The organism is Bacillus sp. LQ01 (genome assembly GCF_057624735.1).
In genome coordinates, this window is the sequence record NZ_JBYEZL010000001.1 from 189,197 (window position 1) to 209,405 (window position 20,209).

At 33.0% G+C, this 20,209-nt stretch carries 14 protein-coding genes; 11 read left to right on the top strand and 3 right to left on the bottom strand.

Going from position 1 to position 20,209, the window contains the following annotated elements; genetic code table 11:
* The 9 genes from dptG (at position 1) to dnaB (ending at position 15,156) form a co-directional block, all read left to right on the top strand.
* Complete coding sequence (gene dptG, locus AC22L0_RS01060; protein ID WP_086402434.1) at positions 1-1,389, top strand: DNA phosphorothioation-dependent restriction protein DptG; 1,389 nt, start codon at positions 1-3, stop codon at positions 1,387-1,389.
* The gene (gene dptH, locus AC22L0_RS01065) at positions 1,370-6,466 is read left to right on the top strand and encodes a DNA phosphorothioation-dependent restriction protein DptH (protein WP_487272088.1); all 5,097 of its coding nucleotides are present in this window, start codon (positions 1,370-1,372) and stop codon (positions 6,464-6,466) included. The genes dptG and dptH overlap by 20 nt, the downstream gene beginning before the upstream one ends.
* Positions 6,467-6,785: 319 nt before the next feature.
* Positions 6,786-7,832, top strand: a complete 1,047-nt coding sequence (locus tag AC22L0_RS01070) for an FRG domain-containing protein (RefSeq protein WP_223837275.1) — start codon at positions 6,786-6,788, stop codon at positions 7,830-7,832.
* On the top strand, positions 7,808-10,078 hold the full coding sequence (locus tag AC22L0_RS01075; protein WP_087966260.1) for a PDDEXK family nuclease: 2,271 nt from the start codon (positions 7,808-7,810) through the stop codon (positions 10,076-10,078). Before AC22L0_RS01070 ends, AC22L0_RS01075 begins: the two co-directional genes overlap by 25 nt.
* 450 nt (positions 10,079-10,528) lie before the next feature.
* Positions 10,529-11,077, top strand: a complete 549-nt coding sequence (locus AC22L0_RS01080) for an SIR2 family protein (protein WP_087966258.1) — start codon at positions 10,529-10,531, stop codon at positions 11,075-11,077.
* 32 nt (positions 11,078-11,109) lie between these two features.
* Positions 11,110-12,018, top strand: coding sequence for a hypothetical protein (locus AC22L0_RS01085; RefSeq protein WP_255289112.1), 909 nt, complete (start codon positions 11,110-11,112; stop codon positions 12,016-12,018).
* A gap of 50 nt (positions 12,019-12,068) precedes the next feature.
* Positions 12,069-12,677 (top strand): TIR domain-containing protein, encoded by a 609-nt coding sequence (locus AC22L0_RS01090; protein ID WP_086402438.1) that lies wholly within the window; start codon positions 12,069-12,071, stop codon positions 12,675-12,677.
* A 332-nt stretch (positions 12,678-13,009) separates the two neighbouring features.
* Positions 13,010-13,873, top strand: a complete 864-nt coding sequence (locus AC22L0_RS01095) for a DnaD domain-containing protein (protein ID WP_087966255.1) — start codon at positions 13,010-13,012, stop codon at positions 13,871-13,873.
* Positions 13,870-15,156: a replicative DNA helicase gene (gene dnaB, locus AC22L0_RS01100; RefSeq protein ID WP_140160720.1), complete on the top strand. Its 1,287-nt coding sequence runs from the start codon at positions 13,870-13,872 to the stop codon at positions 15,154-15,156. The genes AC22L0_RS01095 and dnaB overlap by 4 nt, the downstream gene beginning before the upstream one ends.
* A 96-nt stretch (positions 15,157-15,252) precedes the next feature.
* Here dnaB and AC22L0_RS01105 read toward each other — a convergent pair whose 3' ends face one another.
* Complete coding sequence (locus AC22L0_RS01105) at positions 15,253-16,038, bottom strand: TrmB family transcriptional regulator (RefSeq protein ID WP_087966251.1); 786 nt, start codon at positions 16,036-16,038, stop codon at positions 15,253-15,255.
* 110 nt (positions 16,039-16,148) lie between these two features.
* On the opposite strand from AC22L0_RS01105, the gene AC22L0_RS01110 reads away from it, so the two are divergent.
* Positions 16,149-16,916 (top strand): TSUP family transporter, encoded by a 768-nt coding sequence (locus AC22L0_RS01110; RefSeq protein WP_087966249.1) that lies wholly within the window; start codon positions 16,149-16,151, stop codon positions 16,914-16,916.
* A gap of 199 nt (positions 16,917-17,115) precedes the next feature.
* Here the strand turns inward: AC22L0_RS01110 and AC22L0_RS01115 are convergent, their stop codons facing one another.
* The gene (locus AC22L0_RS01115; RefSeq protein ID WP_000776060.1) at positions 17,116-18,003 is read right to left on the bottom strand and encodes a DMT family transporter; all 888 of its coding nucleotides are present in this window, start codon (positions 18,001-18,003) and stop codon (positions 17,116-17,118) included.
* Positions 18,004-18,172: 169 nt separating this feature from the next.
* Positions 18,173-20,044 (bottom strand): sigma 54-interacting transcriptional regulator, encoded by a 1,872-nt coding sequence (locus AC22L0_RS01120; RefSeq protein WP_340637545.1) that lies wholly within the window; start codon positions 20,042-20,044, stop codon positions 18,173-18,175.
* Here AC22L0_RS01120 and AC22L0_RS01125 point away from each other — a divergent pair.
* A complete protein-coding gene (locus AC22L0_RS01125) occupies positions 19,963-20,205 on the top strand; it encodes a gamma-glutamyl-gamma-aminobutyrate hydrolase family protein (RefSeq protein WP_249268321.1) in 243 nt (80 codons plus the stop codon). The two genes, AC22L0_RS01120 and AC22L0_RS01125, sit on opposite strands and share 82 nt — an antisense overlap.
* Positions 20,206-20,209 lie beyond the last annotated feature (4 nt).

Genomic DNA, 20,209 nt, shown 5'->3' on the forward strand with positions numbered 1-20,209 from the left:
ATGATTGTAAGAGAGAATTTAGAGGATTTGAAAAACTCGCTGAGTATTAAACCAGAAAAGTTAGGATTAAAACATACAATAAATAAAAAAGCTCCTCTGTTACCTTTCTCTACCCGAGGAACAGAGCGGGCAAAATTCGCAAAAGGGTTTCAGGGAGTATTAGGAGAGTTTACGCGTCTAGTCAGCGGAAATAAGTTAAAAATGGAAGTTAATCTAGAAGAACTTATTGGAGAGATTAGTAAATCTGTTGATGTATCAAAGCAAGATAAGTCGCAATTTGAACAAATACTACGTACCTTTCTGCAGGATAGTGACAATACAATTAAAATTTTTCATTTACATTTGTTTCAATATTTACCATTAAGTGATAAGGCTGATAAAAAAGGAGAACAAGATATTGCTAGATTCCTTTTAGATGTCTTATTAGGTGAAAAAGAAACAGTAGAAGAGATTTTTGGAAAAAGCGATTCAACAGATTTAATGTCACGTCTTGTATTAAAACAATTAAATCATTTGGAGAGCGACGAAAAAGAACGCCGTCCGTATATTAATCAAATTCCATTTATCTCAAAGCTATTCAAAGAAGATTTTCAATTTTTAGCGGAACATAAAGATTATTTTAGAACTCATTATCATTTGTTTCTTAGTTATTATTACTTTTTATATATTACTCAATTGACTTTAAAGCTTTCACAAGTTGGGAAAGCGAACTTTAGTGAGAACAACGAAGTTTATTTTACACTTGACTGGGAGTCTACGAGTAAGAATAGAAAAGGCTATACTCATGGTTATCAAATGATTAAAGATACAGGTAGACATTTACTACTACATATTAATTGCTTAGAACATTTAAATTTCCTAATGGGAGTAGAAAAAGCAGGTGGCTATCCTGAATTAAAGGAAACATATCAGCAATTATCCGATGAGGATAAAAAAGTATTTTTAGAGATGCTTTGTGATTGGGTTATGGAATATAGAAGACATTTAGGTCTTGGGGCTTATGAAGGAAATTTAGAATTAGAATATGATACGCTGGTACAATCCTTATTCCGTAGTATAGAAGAAGCCTATGAAAAAGATACGATGCAAGGCCCTCGACATAGATACTCTTTATCAATAGAAGAGGTTGGGAAAAAATATTTCTTAAAAACTCGAGGTTCACTTGGTTATATGCTTAATATTAGTCAAGATATGTTATTGCTACTAACAGCATTGAGTTTAAAAAAGGAAAGAAAACCTTTGAAGCAAGTATTTATAGATTTAGAGGCTAGAGGTCTATTTTTCGATCGTTACTCAAAAGAAGAAATTGTACAGTTATTTGATAAGCTGAATTTAATAGACAAAAAAAGTGATAGCGGTGATGCACAGTATGTTAAACCAATTTTATAATTATCTTTCAGATAAACTAATAAATTATTTACAAGCGGAAAATCTTAGAGGTGGAGAGCGATTTTACCTTCAATTTGATAATCATGAGCAAGTACAAGCATTTTATGACACATTAAAAGAACAGGATTTATCGTACGCGTTTTATTATCAGCATAAGCAGGGAACTCCATACGAAACGATTGCCATTAAGGTTTCAGAGGAGATGAAAGTAGTTGTTGCGACTACATCGGCAAATGTTACTCCGGACTTTTTAGTAACACTTCGTAATGAAGTCGGTGAACAAAAGGATGTTTGGGAGAAAACAGCTTTACTTAGTATATGTCATGAGACGCTGGACAGTATTAAGGGTGGTAGCAGTGATTTGCAAAAAGAAGGTATGCCATTTAATGTAAAATCAATTTTGAAAACATTAAAAGAAGAAATTGAAACTTCTTCTTTAAATAAAGAAGAGAAGGAAGTACTTTCATTTTATTTACGTAAAAAATTAGATGATACAATTGTGCGACCATCTCTTTGGGATTATGAAGAAATTCTTGGATTTTTATCAAAACAAGAGATTGCGAGAGAAGATTATTCTAATCTAGGTATTTTCTATGATGAAAATTTAAATCAATTTACTTCAGCTCAAATGAAAAAAAGGCTAGAAGAAAATGCTTCATTCTTTGAGAAAGTTCAACAGATGCATGAGTATGAACATTTAGAGAGTCAATTAGAAAAATTATTTGATGAGAAAGGTGTTTCTCGCCTGAAGAAAGATGATTGGCAGCAAGCGGATTATGTTCTTGTTAAAGATTCTTACGACAAAATGACTGAGATAGATCGCCCATTAGAATATATCGAATCACCAAAGAAATATTCAAAAGAAGGTCTGCTATATTGGGAAAAAGCACAAGCTGAGACAAAGGCTGGGAGGCGTAAACGCCATATTATCGTTTTTAATCCTACACAGATAGAAGATATCAACCTGAACTTTGAATTTGAAGAAAAGTTGAAGAAGGAATATATTCATAAAAATTCACAGGGTTTTTGTGGAGTATCTGGGAAAAAGCTAACTGTTAGTTTAGCGCATAAGCAAAATGTGACTTCATTCCATAAAGCTGTATATACGCATAAAATGCAATCTAAGTCGAAATATGAGTTTCATATTGCTGTTGTAGAATGTGAAGCCGCGTTTTTACAATCACTTCAAACAATTTATGAAGTGAATGTGAATAAGAAAAATGTAGTTATGAATAAAGCTGAAGAATGTATTGTTTTTGGAGATATTTCTAATGACCCAGAAGAAGTATTTATTGAGGAAGATGCGCAGATTATAAATTGGCAAGGTGGAAGTTTTGAAGTCTCTGAATCTTCCCCTGCATGGAATGATGATAGTTTATCGTTTTCTGTTCAAATTGAAACATCTTTAATTCCTTTTCTTATTAGAGAGCAAGTTGCAAAGACTGTTCCAGTATCAGGAGAAAGGATATGGAAATTAAAAAGAGAACATCAAGAAAGCTTTGAATATAACCTTGATACAAATAAATTAAAACAAGGTGCAAGGGAATTTTCAGCACGAGAAGGATTCCGAAATTATTTACAAGATGAGAGAGTATGGATTGAAAATGAAATCGCTTTTGCAGTTAGAGGAGTATCAGGCCTAAATAAGGTTGAATTCTCAATGAACCCATCATTGAGAGAGGCGTATCAACAATTATTAAATTACTATAAATTTAATAATACGATTCCTAGTCTTTGTTTTGTGGATGATCAATTAAGAGACCTATCTATAAGATATTTGAAGACTTTTAACAAAAGCATTGCTCATATACAAGAAAATGTAATGTTAAAAGAAGAAGAAAAGAATCTGTTTAAATTGGGAGTTATTGAAGAGGAACAAAGGGTCATACTAACACCGTTGCATCCGCTTAATGTTGCCTATCAGTTAAGTGTTAATGATGAAATTAAAAACGAAGTAGTTGAGATGCATATTTTAAATCGTTTGCATCCTAACAATCTATTGCCATATATATATGGACAGAATGATGAATTATATAGACCAGTTTCTCAAAATGAAGCGCCTGAATGGACTGTTTATGAACCACTTCATAAGGTTGCGATTGGAGAATCTAATGCATTTTTAGCTAATGTAGTTGAAGAAAAGCTTCAACAATTTGTGGAACATTTCCAATACTTATTTTTACAAGAATCTAAATCTCCGATACGAATTAATGTGATTAATATAAATAATGATAAAGAAGTTGTAAGAGGTTTAGTACAGTTTATTAAGAAGCAGATAGATAAAAAAGGGCCGTCCAAAATTATACCAGTAGAGGTTGCTTTATATCATGAGGGTAATATACTAAGTGCTTTTGAAAAATTTTCTATATATGATGATGTTCAAAAATTCGAGGAGTTCTTTGAATTATCGTTAACATCAAAGAATCTTGATGCTGTAGACGTATTAAGGCTGATTCGAGAAAATGTGTTCTATTATAAACTTATTGGTACGAAAGAATATGGTTACGCTCATATTTCATTCTATAAAATGATTTCAAATGAGAAGCATGCGAAAAGTACAATGGAAGATATTGAAACAGGATTATCTTTAAATGGAATGTTATCATCCCTATCATCTATTAGTACAGAAGTAGATTATCGTACAGGATTTGGATTAAAAAATGTATTGAATAATGAACATTTGTTAATTCAAACTGCTAGAGGAATGAATGAATTAGGAAGTAATTTAAATAACGATGGTACAAACCCTTATCGTAAGAATGAAACAATTGTTACGAGAACATCTACCTATGATGAACAAGTTCTAGAACATTTATATGAATCTTCTTATTGGGTAACATTTATTGAACCTAATGTAGGTTTAGATTTCTTCCAAGATTCATCACGTAATTTATTGGTCATTCATTATAGTGATCAATATTCTTCATCAAGCCAGTATGATGCAATTACAGTAACGGATAAAGCAAGACAATACCGAGCGGTTATTGAACAGTATCTGGCAGAAAAAGAAATTGTATCGACACCTGAAAAAATTAATACAGCTATTAGAGCTTTCAATAGTTTAAATGGTGAGTGGTTACTACGAATTATAGGAAGTAAGGGACAATTCTCAAGAGAAAAGTTAAGCATTATTTCAGCTGTGAAGTATATATTAAGTGCTTTAGATCATGAGAATATTTTATGGGTTCCTATCTCATTAGAAGAAATATTGCGTGTTGCTGGAGCGGTGAAATTAACGAAAAGTGAAGGTGTATTTTCTGCAAAAAATCTAGGCGGAAAAGGTGCACATAGTGACGATTTACTGTTAATCGGAGTAGAAATGCAAGATGATAAATTATCAGTGCATTATTATCCAGTGGAAGTGAAAATCGGCTTAAATCAAGACAGTGCTATTGCGAAAGCAAAAGAGCAAATTAATGCTACTAAGCAACTATTTGATACACAACTTTCTAAAACAAGTGAAGACGGTTTACATGTGTTTAAACATAAGTTTTTCCGAAACTTCTTTGTGCAGTTATTGCTAGCGAATGCCGAGAAATTCATTACAAACAACATTTGGCCAGAAAAATCTTATGAGAAAATTGAAGAACTAAAGAAAAGATTATTAAATGATGATTATGAAATGAGTGGACATTTGAATGATAAAATCGGAAAAGGAGCAATTTTATCATTCAAAAAGGAACAATCATGGAGATCCATTAAAATAGAAGAAGATATTTTATTAGTGGAATTAACCGAAGAGGATGGATATGAAGGAGTAGTCGAAGAAATTGAGGCACTCAAAATGAAAATCCATTCTGGCGGAACTGATATTAATCCAGATAGATTATTGAATCAGAATCATGATTCTAATCAAGTGTTAAAAAAAACTAGCAATAAAGTCGTTCCAACTGTACCTCATTCTGAAGAAGAAAAGGAAGAAAAAGGAACGGGAGGAACAAAAGAATTAAAAGACATCCGCGTTTTGTTAGGAACAGTAGAGGGATCGACTCAAGAAATATATTGGGAATTCGGAAATTCAGAGCTAGCAAATAGACATATTTTAATTTCGGGTAAATCAGGACAAGGTAAGAGTTACTTCATTCAATGTTTACTACTTGAGCTGGCGCAAAATGGAATTTCTAGTATGATATTTGACTATACAGATGGATTTAAGAATTCTAAGTTAGAACCGGAATTCAAAGAGAAACTCCAAGATAATATTGAACAATTCCTAGTAGCAAAAGATAAATTCCCAGTAAATCCATTTAAGCGAAATCAAAAAGAATTGGATGAAGGAATTTATATCGATGAAGATAATACAGATGTTGCTGAAAGAATTAAAAGTGTATTTTCAGCTGTATATAAAGATTTAGGCATTCAGCAACAAAACGCTATATATGAGGCGGTAATGCGCGGTTTAGATAAATATGGCGAAGGTATGAATTTAAATTATTTATTAGCAGAATTAGAAGAGGATACTTCTGGGCCGGCTAAAACAGCAAGATCACAAATTAAGCCGTTTATTGATAAGAATCCATTTAATCATAATGCTGTATATGATTGGGGAGACATACTGAACCAAAAAGGTAAAGTGTTTATTGTACAATTAACGGGCTTTAATAGAGATGTACAGCTCATGATTACAGAGTTTATCTTATGGGATATTTGGAACTATCAATTACACCATGGCGACAAAAATAAACCATTCCCAGTTATATTAGATGAAGCGCAAAATCTTGATCATAGAGAAAAATCACCAAGTGCCAAAATTTTAACTGAAGGAAGAAAATTTGGTTGGTCAGGTTGGTATGCAACACAATCATTAAAAGGCCAATTTACAACGGATGAAATTTCGCGACTACAGAATTCAAGTCAAAAAGTATATTTCATGCCACCAGAAAATGAAATTAGTGCCATTGCATCAAATCTTGCTCAAGATTCAACTGTGCGAAAAGAGTGGGAAAAACGACTTGCAACATTGAAGAAAGGTCAATGTATCACTTCTGGACCAATGTTACAGAAAGATGGTACGTTGAAGTCGGGTAGCCCTGTCATTATTAATATTAGTCCTTTAAATCATAGGTTGTTCAAGTGAGAAGATATTTTATAAACAAAGAAAATTTGTTATTGTAATGAATCCAAAATTATTAAGTAGCTCTTAAAATTCAATAATCTATTGGATTTTAAGGGCTACTTTGCTATTAGAATCAATTTATATTTTGGAGAAATGATTTTAGTATTATGTAAGATAATTAATTTAATTTGGATATGGTATAATAGTTTTGGAATTTATTTCATATTAGTAGATTTGATAGATGCATATTATTATATTTATATATTGATTATTATTTATTACTCAATGTAATAAGGTGTAAATAATAAATTTATATAAAATTTCTATGAGGAGAAATGAAATGGAGCAAAAAGAGGATTCTTTATTTAATTTATTGCTAGAAATTGAAAAAGAGACTAAGGAATTAAAAAAATCCTTACGAATTTCTAATTCGAAAAGTATTATTGCATTTCGAGGAGAGCCACGGGATTATGAAGGAACAAAGTTATTACCATCTTTATATCGACAAAAGTTAACTGTACAGCAAGAGATTAAATTATTTGATTTGCTGAATGATTATAATGTAATAGATAGAGAGGAAAAAACAAATTTACAAAAAGCAATAGCAGCACAACATTATTTAGCAACTAGTAGATTGCTTGATATTACATTTAACGCTTTAGTTGCTATATATTTTGCCACCTCCTATGAAAAAGAAAAGCAAGATAAAGACGGTTATTTGTATATATTTTGTTTACCACAGCATTTCTCACCTAGCTCCGAATATATCGAAAAATATTATGACGATATGTTGAAGGAGAATAGGAATGAATTGATTTTAAAGAAAAATTTTAAAGTAGTTACTCACGGATGTTTCAATGAGAGGATAAAATTGCAGAAAGGGGGATTTATCTTCTTCCCTGCAAGTAATATTACTAGAATACCTTCATGTTTTTATAGGAAAATCAAAATAAAGGGAAGAAATAAAGAGTTTATAAGAAAGCAGTTAGCAGAGTATTTTGCGGTTTATGAGTCAACTTTATTTCCCGAAAAAGACAAATTAAGTGATGTAATATTTGAAGGTATAAAAAAAGATTTTGGGTTAGAAAATACTGAAAATAGTATAGAATCTGAATTGAATTCATACTTTGAAAACCTAGTATATGAAATTAATTCTTACGTATATAAGCAGGAATTAACACAAGAGTTAAAAAAATATGTTATGAGAAGATTAAGGAAATATGAACAAGATTTATTTTTTGCTTTAGATCAATTAGAAGAGAAGATAGAAAAAGAAGGAACGTCTAGATTGTTAGATGTTAAAAGAAAGGCACGTCACGACTTTGAGAATTTACGTGCATATGTTAAAAGGGAGTTGGAGAAATGTTCATACCAAGTAGAAATTTGAAAAAATTATCTCGATTATTAGGTGTTAAGGAAGAAGAGATGGATTTTAAGGAGAATTTGAATATTTTAGAAATAACTAATGATAACGGAGACACTGTAGAATATTATGTTGGAGATTTTTGTGAAAACAGCAAACATAATATTGAATTTAACGAGTTTAGGGATAATTACGAGCGATATAAAGTTACTAACATAGAAATGCAGTCATTAATGGTATTTGAATCTTGGGAAGCTGCGCAAGACTATCGTGAAGGAATAGAAGCGAATTTAGGATTGAGTAGGCAGAAACGAGAAGTGAAGGACTTTTTTAAAAACTCAAAACTGTGTTATTGGAGTCAAGATGATGAAATTGAGATGACCCTAGAAGAAGAGGGGCTAAATTATTTAGAGTATAAAATCTCAAATAAAAATTTTAATGAGGATAAGGGATTAGTTTATAATATGTCGCTAAAAGAATTATATTCTTTGTATAATAGAACTGGTGTCGAGCTATTTAAAGATAATGTTAGGGTCAAAATTATAAACGCTCAATCAGAACGACTAAGAAATAATTTTAAGACAAGTTTTTTATTGGGATTATACAATTTGAATACCTCATATAATACAACTCAGGAGTTTAAGGACCTATTAAATAATTATATTAAGGAGAGTACTGGCTCAGAAGATTTTGAGGGGCATGAGGTTGCACTGGAAGGCTTTTGGTTTCACCATAATGGAATTACAATATATTCATCAAGAAAATTTCAAATAAAAGAGGATAAAATTATTTTTGATCCATTAAATGTAAGTGTAATTAATGGTGCACAAACATTAACACACTGTGCTGACATTATCCGAGAGATTAGAAAAAATTTAAAGAAATTAGTTGGACATGATAGAGAAGAAATGAATACATGTATTGATGAATTACTAGATAAATTGATGTGTAAAATTAGAATAAAAACTATATTTATTTCTGTTGATTCCCAATTAAAGCGCTCTATAACATTAGGATTAAATTCACAAATCCCTGTAAATATTGAAGATATAGAGACAAATACTAAACAAGTAGAACGTATTAATGAAGCACTAGGGGAAAAAAATAAACGAATTTGTAGAAAGGGAGAAGAAGGATTGTATGGAGGATTTTATTTATTAGATTTTATTAAATCGTATTTAATGTTTCAGGATAAACCAGGAACGGCAAGAAATCTTAATAAAAAAGATTTGGAAAAATATCTAAATCAAATAGAGATATTTTTAGCTAGCAAGTCTGATGAAGTTGATGAGTTCTTAAAGAGTATAGAAGTGTTTGAGCACATAGATAAATGGTGGCGGAAGAGACAGAAGCCTGAAGATGTGAGCGAAAATAGTTATAAAGGTCTTGCTAGTAATGGGAAATTTTATTTTAAGTCCTATAGTAAAGATATTTATAATGATGCGGAAGATGAAAATGATAAGGATGAGTATTTACAGGAAATATATGATCAATTTGTAAAAAACTTCATTCAATTAACATCTGAAGAAATAACTTCGAATTTATTAAAAAGGGATGACTTATATAAATTGTATCTAGATAATCGCAAAAGGTTACAAAGTAGTCAAGGTAAGATAGATGAATTTTTAAAAAGGATATCAGAACTACCTTATAAATATGAAAAATATAAAGAAAATAATCAGTCTAAATCTAATCGTAGTATGTTTATAAAAAAAGAATTGGAAGAGAAAGAGATAACAATAGATTTTAGGACTATTACAGTTACTAAGACAGAAGAGGGGAACGTTTTAAAAGAAGCATTTCCTTTACCAAGTAAAACATTTAGTCAATTTTATGAAGTGAAAGGGTATCCTGAAATATATGATTCTGAAAGCAAAAATACCCCGATTATTTTTGAAGAATCTTATTTGAAAAAAGAGATTGAAAAGGATTTCTTCCTATTTGTTTTTATTGAAGACTCTCTTGGGAAAATCATAGACATTGATATTATTTCTAATTTTAGTTTTTCGGATCTCTCTGTAAGTGCAAAAAAAGTATATCAAAATACTATAATTGCTTTTGAAAAGGGAGATGTAGAATTGTTCACTGCCCAGTCTGATAATATGAATTTGCATATTAGGACTAAGGCGAAAGATGGAAATGATACCTTTGCTTTTACAGATGGTAGCCAACAAGTGAAAAGGACATTTTGGATAAATAAGACCGCATTAATTAATCTTATAAATCCTCATATTCAAGAGGGGCTTAGAGAAAAAGAATTAGTAGGTTAATTATAGTTTGTAATTAATCTAATAGATAAACACAAGATGATTCATAAAGTATTCTTGTGTTTATTTTACTAGATACTTTAGTGGTTATTGATATATAAAATTATATATCAATAATATGATTTGATGACGGGACTTTTCATAGTAGGATATTTTGAGTATGGATATTTTTCTATTATGGTCAAATTTATACGGTTTGAATTATATGGATTATTTTTTTCGTATTCACTTATGCAGATAAAAGTGTGAATTTTATTATAATTTGTAAGTGAGGGGAATTTTGATAGTTATGAAGAGCGATTTATATATCTGTTATTTTGTATATAAGATTTTAGGGGATTTGTTTTTAAAGTGTGAATTTTAGTTATTAAAAATTCATATAGAGGTTTTTAGCTAATAGATTAACACATGCTATTTAAAAATAAGGCATGTGGGTTTTTAAGGAGGATATAAATGGGTTATAAACGAGAAAAAATGATACATACTTTTATTAAGAACTATACTGAGGATCTATTAGATAGTAAGGTTGCGGTTTTTGGAGGTGCGGGGCTATCAGTAGGAGCTGGGGCTGTTAGTTGGAAGGAGTTATTAAGAGAAGCGGCGGATGATATTGGGGTAGATGTAGATAAAGAATATGACTTAGTTTCGGTAGCACAGTATATATATAATGAGTCTAATTCTAGGAATAAAATTACTAAGTTAATTAAAAACCATATTCAAAAAAAGGGAGAGGTCACAGAAAATCATAGAATATTGGCTAATCTTCCAATTAAAACATTTTGGACAACTAATTATGATGAGTATATAGAGAAAAGTTTTGAACAAAACAGTAAACTATATGATGTGAAAAAAAGTGTCCAGGATTTATCGTCAGAAGTGAAAAATTCAGAAGTAACGGTTTATAAAATGCATGGTGATATTAATCGTGCTCATGATGCAGTTTTAATTAAAGATGATTATGAAATATATGGTAAAAAAATGAGTTATTTACACAGGCCTTAAAGGGAGATTTAATTTCTAAAACTTTCTTATTTATTGGATTTAGTTTTGACGATCCTAACCTAGAGAATATTTTATCAAGAGTAAGAATTATGTTAGAAGGGAATACTAGGACACATTATTGTTTTTTTAAGGAAGTTAATAAAAATGACTATGAGTTTAGGAAAATAAAAAATAAAAAAATGAAAGAGGCCGCATGGAAGTATGCTAAAAATAAACAATATCTAAAAATTAAAGACCTCGAGAGATATGGTATAAAGGCAATTTTGGTTAAGGAATATTCAGATATAACGAATATATTAAAGAAAATAGAATCTATCTATTTAAGTAAAAATATATTTATATCAGGGAGTTTTGATGACTTTGAAAAATATTGTGTTAGAGGTAAGGTAGAGAGTTTTGTAGAGAACTTATCAAAAAAATTGCATGAAGAAGATTATAAAATAACTAGTGGTTATGGTATGGGAATTGGTAGCTCTGTTATTACAGGTGTTTTAAGGGGAAGTAAGACTACCGGGAAAGAGAATTTAGATAGAATTTTAAGTTTAAAGCCTTTCCCTTTTCATATTGAAGATAGAATAGAACGGGAAAAAATTTGGCATAAGTACAGGAAAGATATGTTAAAAAATTGCGGGACTGTAATTTTCTTATTGGGGAATAAAAAGAAAGAAGGGGAGGTACAGCTGGCTGATGGTGTAAGGAAAGAATTTGCAATTGCTAAAACACAAGGTATGAATTTAATTCCTATAGGTGCTACAGGATATGTTAGCAAAGAATGTTTCAAAGATATGTGTAATAATTTTGAACAATATTATCCAAACAGTGATAAAAATTTAAATAAAGCGTTTCAAAAGTTAGGAAATAAAAATGTATCAGAGAAAAAAATGATTGGAAATATAATTGATTTTCTTAAGTTGTTAAGAAAATATCATATGGAAATGTGAAAAAAATATAGTTGGGCATAGAGAACATCAATGATGAAAAGAGGGGCATTATGGCTTATAAAACATTTATTTCTTATAAATATTCAGAAGCTAAAGAGCTAAGGGAACGTATTTTAGATGCTTTAGGAGCGGATGCTAAATATTATCAAGGAGAGACTAGTGAATCTCCTGATATGTCAGATAGAACAACGGAGTATATTAAGGAAAAACTTAAAGATATGATTTACTCTACTTCAGTTACTATTGTAATAATATCTCCTAACATGAAAAAGAGTAAATGGATTGATTGGGAGATTGAATATTCTCTTAAACAAATAAAACGTGGGGATAAAAAATCTAATACTAATGGTATTGTCGGGGTGGTGATGAAATATAATGGTGACTATTCTTGGTTAAGAACTATGATTACTAATTCAGATGGACATACTGCAATACGAATAAATAATAATTACCTATATGATATTATTATCAATAACAGATTCAATCAAGAACCAAAGGAATATACTTGTGAAATATGTAAGGATGTTGATAGTTTCACAGGATCATTTATTGCTTTAATAAAAGAAGAAGATTTTCTTGAAAATCCTAATAAATATATTAATAATGCTTATGAAAAAAGTAAAAAACTGGATAATTATAATGTGTCCAGAAAAAAATAGAAGTATGTACATGTTTTATTCTGTTAAATCACTACATAGAATAAATTTAGCAATTATATTGTTGGTTTGATTTTCTTCAGAGAGAATTTTTATTATATGCAAATGATATTTTTATAGTAGAAATATCATTTGTATAGCCCCTCCTAAGCCCCTTACAAGCCCCTACCAAGTAATAAATCACTAAGAAAAAACACAACAAAAACAAAAACAACAACAACAAACACCGTAGTAGTAGTCAAAAAAATTTGAAATAACACGCCAAAAACCCTGCCATCCTCCCATATATATTATGAAGGGGCTTTTACTTTTGAACGGAGACGGGAGGAACTTTGATGGCGGTGTATCGTACTGTGCAGGTGAATTTTTGGCAGGATGATTTTGTTTTGGATTTGACGCCGGAGGAGCGTTATTTTTATGTTTATTTATTAACTTGTTCGAAGACGACGCAGTGCGGGATTTTTCCTTTTCCGAAGCGGTTAGCTGAGATGGAGACGGGTTATAATCGGGAGACTGTTGATAAGCTTGTGCAGCGGTTCATTGATTATGGGAAGATTCTTTATGATGCGGATACTCGGGAGTTATTCGTTTTAAATTGGCTTCGTTATAATCCGGTGACGAATACGAATGTGGAGAAGTGTGTGCTTCGTGAGCTTAAGGGTGTGAAGAATAAGGAGTTTGTACATATGTTTCTTCAGAAGTGCGTAGAGGAGGAGCTGAATGTTCCGATGCTTTTAGCGCATTTCGGTATGCCGAGTGATTTGGCTGTGGATGATGTTGAGCCAGTTTGTGAGGAGACAGAGGCGGAAGAAGAGGTTATAGAGGAAGAAACGGGAAGTCGTGTGTTTTCTTTTTATGAGCAACATTTCGGTAGTTTGTCTCCTTTTGCGGTGGAGGAACTGAGTGCGTGGATGGAAGATTTGTCAGAGGAGCTTGTGCTGAAGGCTCTTCAAATTGCGTTTGAGAATAATAAGCGGACGATTGCTTATGTAAAGGGGATTCTGCGTGGGTGGCACGGGAAAGGGTTTACGAAAGTATGTGAGGTTGAGGCGGATACGGCTAAGTTTCGGAAGAAGGAGTCGTCTGTTAGTACGGGGGAGACGGAGGAGTTTTTGGCGAGGTGTGAGGAGTGGGAGAAGAATGCGCCGTCTGAGGAAGAGTTGCAGCGCTTTTTAGCGGAGCGCGGGTGGCGGCCATGAGTATTCAAAATGTGGAGGCGGAAAAGACGGTGTTAGGTTCTCTATTGCTTGATGGAGAGCTTATTAAGGAGTGCCGTTTGACGGAGCAGTATTTTTCGATGCCGGTGCATAAGTCTATATTTCAGTTAATGCGAAAGATGGAAGGAGAGGGGCAACCGATTGATCTTGTGACTTTCACTTCTAGGTTGGACCCGAATTTTTTGAAGGGCATCGGGGGAATGGAGTATTTTATAGGGTTAATGGATGGTGTGCCTACTACTAGCAACTTCTCATATTATGAGGGGCTTGTTCGAGGTGCGTGGAAAATGTATCAGGCTGGTGTTCTCGGGCACAAGATGGGAGAGCGTCTTATTGCGGAGAAGAGTGAGAAAGTTATCGGTGAGACGATTACGGCGCTTTGTGAGTTAGAGGAGAAAGACTCTGTATGTGAATTTGATTTGAAGGATGCGTTAGTTGATTTGTATGAGGAGCTTCATCAAGATGTGAAGGAGATTACTGGTATTGAGACTGGTTATACATCGTTAAATAAAATGACGTGCGGATTGCAGGAAGGTGATTTTGTCGTCCTTGGTGCGCGTCCTTCTATGGGGAAGACTGCGTTTGCGCTAAATGTTGGATTGCATGCGGCGAAGTCTGGAGCGGCGGTTGGATTGTTTTCGTTAGAGATGAGTAGTAAGCAATTATTGAAAAGGATGGCTTCTTGCGTAGGCGAAGTGTCAGGAGGTAGGCTGAAAAATCCGAAGCATCGTTTTGCGATGGAAGATTGGGAGAAGGTAAGTAAGGCGTTTGCGGAGATTGGTGAGTTGCCATTTGAGATTTACGACAATGCAGGCGTTACGGTGCAAGATATTTGGATGCAAACTCGTAAGTTAAAGAGGAAGCACGGTGATAAAAAGATTTTAATTATTGTAGATTACTTGCAGCTTATTACGGGTGATCCGAAGCATAAGGGCAATCGATTTCAAGAAATTAGTGAGATTTCTCGTAAGCTTAAGTTATTAGCACGTGAGTTAAATGTTTGTGTAGTAGCGTTATCACAGTTATCTCGTTCTGTAGAGTCACGACAAGATAAGCGTCCGCTATTATCTGATTTAAGAGAGACCGGACAAATTGAGCAAGATGCGGATGTCATTATGCTTATGTACCGCGAAGATTATTACGATAAGGAAACGAAGCAGAAAGAGATGACGGAGATTCATGTGGCAAAGCATCGGAATGGGCCTGTGGGGAGTTTTAAGCTGAGGTTTATGAAGGAGTTTGGTCGGTTTGTGGAGGGAAAATAGTGAAAAGACTGGAGTATCACTTTGCAAATAAAATAAAGCATAAGTGTTCTATTTCATTCACTTATGCTTTATTTTTTGATTCTTTCAATATGCTTCTCATTTCCCCATAAAGAAAGACTTTCTCTCTGCAGTAATCCATTGCTGCAAATCATCTTGGCTACGTCGGACAAGTCGATTTACTAAAACATCATGCCATACATAATCCTCTAATAAGTATATATGAACGGGGTCATCTGTATAAAAAGCAATATTACGCTCTTCAAGTGATGGTCCATAAATCATTTCTTTAGAATCTATCGATACAATAAACCAATGTTCTGTAGACAAGGTTTCTGTATAAGGTGTTATGCGATGGGCTTCTAGATTTTTAATGGGATTTTCAACATGTAGGGTAATACCTTGTATTGTAACTTTATCAGCTACTTCAGATAGATCTTCTTTTAACGCTTCATACATCTCATCCCACATTGAAATGACAATACGTCGTTCTGCTTTTTTTATTAATGTCTGACAGTAGCTAATGATTGTTTGATTGTCTTTTAAAGTAATTACTCGATTATCCGTTTTTTCCTCGGAAGTTTCTAGTTTTTTTAATGAATCACATATTCCTTCGTAAGTAGATTGCCATTCTGTTTGCGCCTTCTGTAAAAAGATTTCAACAGGTAGAGGTGAATAGCGGGTGGTGTCATTTATTTCTTCTTTCATGACAATTCCTTTTTCTACAAGGTTACCTAAAATCTCATAAATTCGCGCTCTTGGGACACCCGAATCTTTACTCACTTGATAGGCTGTGACAGGCCCCTGTTTAACAAGAGATACATAAGATTTAGCTTCATATTCATTGAAACCAATTTTTTTAAGCTGTTGCACTATGTAGTCCACTTTTTTCGTCCTCCGATGTTTGCTTTTATATTTTAACGTTACAATAACTATTTACATTTAGCAAATTGATAGTTACTATTACAATAGTGACTAAAGGGGAGGCTACTAGTATGGATTTGTATTTAGACCCATCTATATTAATTATTTTGATTGTTTTTGGGTTTGTGGCTGCATTTATTGATTCAGTTGTAGGTGGTGGTGGATTGATCGCCTTACCAGCTTTATTATTTACAGGACTGAATCCAGCAAGTGCAGTAGCTACGAATAAACTAGCATCGACAATGGGAAGTGCAACTAGTAATATTGTGTTTTATCGTTCTGGTAATCTTGATTTGAAATCGGCGTTTAAATTAGTTCCGCTCACTTTCATAGGTTCCATAATAGGGGCATGGACTGTTCATTTAATGAACCCAGAAGTACTGAAGCCATTGATGTTGGTAATGCTTGGTGCGGTCGCTATTTATACGATATTTAAAAAGGATTGGGGTAGTATTTCTACTCATAAGAAATTATCTGGTCGACACGTCATTATTTTTGCCTTTTTTATTTTTGCTATTGGTTTTTATGATGGATTTCTAGGTCCTGGCACAGGTTCGTTTTTAATGTTCGCTCTTTTATTTATTGGGTATGATTTTTTAAAAGCAGCAGGTAATGCGAAGCTTCTTAATTTAGGAAGTAATGTTGGTGCATTGTTGATGTTTATGTATGTAGGGCAAGTCAACTATGCGTATGGTTTTATAATGGGAATTGCTCAAATTGCTGGAGGGATTGTTGGCTCCAAATTTGCTATAAAAAAAGGGAGCGGGTATGTTCGTGCTCTTTTCATTACAGTAACTTGTTTATTGTTAGCGAAAAATCTGTATGACTATATTCAGTAAGTAATTAAAGAACGTAGAAAAGGTCAAGTATGCAAACTACATCGAGTATAAGAAGATACTAAGGAGAGATTCCTTTTAACATTTTTTAGATGCTACCTTGTTTGAAGATAGCATCTAAAAAGAAAATCTAAGTGAAGAGAATGAAAATAATATAAACTCATATTTTTCTGGGGTATGTTTATTGATTCTATTGAAATGTTTACTCTATATTCTTCTTATAATTAGGCCTCAACAAACTCTTAAAATCCAACTCAGCAATTAGCACACTCAACAATATAAGCGTAGCCCCTAAGTATCCTTTTCCTGTCAGCGTTTCACCTGTGAAAACGAAAGCGAAGCCTGCGGAAAAGACAGGTTCTAATGAGAAGATAAGTCCTGTATGTGTAGGCGTCGTGTATTGCTGGGCGATAACTTGCACGATGAATGCGACTGCGGTGCAAAATATACTTAAGGCTAGGATGATTAGCCATGAGTTGGTTGTGCTAGGCAGTTTTGGCGTTTCGATAATGAATGAAAAAATAAGACTAAATAGGCCGACGAAACCTAGTTGCACTACTCCAAGTGCAATGGAATTCACATGTTTCGTTACACTTCCAGTAATGATGACGTGGATCGCATAAAACAGGGCAGACAGTATGCAAAATATATCGCCGTTACCGATTTTGAATTCGCTCGTTAATGTTAATAAGCCGATTCCTATTATCGTTAAAATGATCCCTACTATAACTTTCTTTTCCGGAATGTGTTTTAAAAATATAGCTGATAATATTGGAATGAAAATGACTGTGAGACATAGTAGGAAACCAGCATTAGAAACACTCGTATACTTTGTACCGAAAGTCGCGAAAATGTAAACGATAAATAAGACAGAAGCGAGTATAAATGCATATTTTACAGTTTTAAAATCGATCTTAAATAAATGTTTGTAAAATATTAAACCTGATAAAAGAAAAGCGATAATAAATCGTAATGCGATTAAATTATATTCTTCTATGCCATCAAGTCCAAGTTTTGTAAGTAGGATGGATGCACCCCAAAAAAATGTAACTAGTAGTAACATTAAATCCGCTTTTAATTGTAGTTTCATTTCTATTCCCTCGTTATGTATAAATTTTATAAGCCCATACCCCTATCCCCATTATTCATTTTAATATTAATTCTGAATATTTGTAACTTAAATTTATCGACGTTTTATTCCATAAAAAAAGAGGCTGTTTATAAAACAGCCTCTATGTATCTGAAAATCCGAACCTTAACTAAAGACTACGTAGAATCTCCAACCCTTTTCTTGTTAAATGAATCCCTGCTCTACCTCTTTTTATTTCCACATAACCTTTCATTTTCAGGAAGTTCAACCGGTGTCTCACTTGTGCTTCAGATAAATTTATTTCGACTTCTTGGCTCTTTTCAGAAATAATCCTTCTTCCGATTGCTTTTCCTTTTTCTTCATAATTCATGATAAGGGTAAGGATGAAAAGTGATTCTTGATCAAGAGCGTTTGAATTTGAAGAAAAGGGTTTAATATTTTCTGCCTGATCGCTATTTGTTTTCTTATGTGGAGGCTTTTGAAAATAATGTTGATTAGGCAAATCATTTTTTGTTATTTGGTTTCCGGTACGGACAGCAAGCATATAATCTATCGTATTTTTAAGTTCTCGTACATTTCCGTACCATGGATATCCTTGAAGTTCTTCAATTAGTTCTTGTTCAATTTTGACTTTAGGGTCCGATAGTGCGACAAAATGTTTAGCTAATAATTCAATGTCATTTCGGCGTGCCCTTAATTCGGGGAGGTGTATAAAGAGTACTTTAAGCCTATGGTATAAATCTTCTCTAAACATATTTTCTTGAATCATTTTCAGTAGATCCTTATTGGTTGCTGCAATAATCCGGACGTCTATCGGGATAATTTGGCTTCCGCCAACGCGCATAATCTCTTTTTCCTGCAATACTCGAAGTAGTCGTGCTTGAAGTTTCAGGCTAATATCTCCAATCTCATCTAAAAAAATAGTGCCACCATTTGCTTGTTCAAATAGTCCCATTTTCCCGCCCTTTTTTGCTCCGGTAAACGCTCCGTCTTCATAACCAAATAATTCACTCTCGACTAAATCATCCGATAAAGCACTGAAGTTAACAGCAAGAAAAGGGCCGCTATTTCGCTGGGAAGCATTATGAATAGCACTTGCAAATAACTCTTTTCCGGTACCACTCTCACCCTCAATTAATACAGTTAAATCAGTCTTAGCTAACCTTTTGGCAATTTGTTTCGTGTCTTGGATCGTAGAGCTAATCCCAACGATGTTATGAAAATTGTATTTTGCTACATAACCTTTTTTGACAAATTCTTTTCTCAATTTCCGTTCAAACCCGATGGTCTTAAGGGCATTTCTGAAAGTAACAATAATCGATTGATCATTTATATGTAGGCGTTCCACTATTACATCCAAGCCGTTTACAACAAATATTCCGCTTTCTTGTTGCTTATCTGAAAGGATGAAGTTCACTAAATCGATATTATCAATAATGGCATCAATCGGATGACCAATAGCGTTTTTACTTTTTATTTTCAGCATGCTTTCCAGAAATTCATTAAAGACAATAATTCTTCCTTCATAATCAATAGCTAGTATGCCATCACCAACACCATCAATAACTTGATGAAGTTGTCGATGAGCTTTAGCTAAATTCTTTGTTAAATCTACTATTTTTCGATAGTATCTCTCAGAAACGTGATTACCTGATTCTTCCATTAAATGAAATCGATCTAGAATGGACATGATTGTCGTAATATCTATTAATCTATGACCGATATTAATTACTTTTTCTACAAAGTCAGGGATAATTTCAAGTTCGCCAGGTGTGATTGCGAGCTTAATCATTTGTATATTCGTTTTTCCAGGATAGTATGGGACATATTCAATGTGGTTCAGCCCCAATTGACGCATCGTTTCAATGGATTCGTATACTGTTTCATGATTATCATTCACATATAGGGCTTGTGTTCCTTCTGGTAAAAATAAAAGCTGGTCCACGTTTTCATAATTTAATGTTCGTTTTGCTACTATTACTTCGCAGTTTTCACCATCAAGCAGTGAAAACATTAGGAAAAGATTTCGAGGCGAGCGCATGGTCCTTTGATGGTGTAATAGAGGCTATTGAATCGAAAGCTCATCGTTATGTAGCAGCCGTTCAATGGCATCCAGAAATGATGTCGGAAAGGGATGTCTTGCAGCAGCGTTTATTTAACCAATTTGTAAATGAAATTAGTAAAAAGGTAGTTAAATCATAGCGTG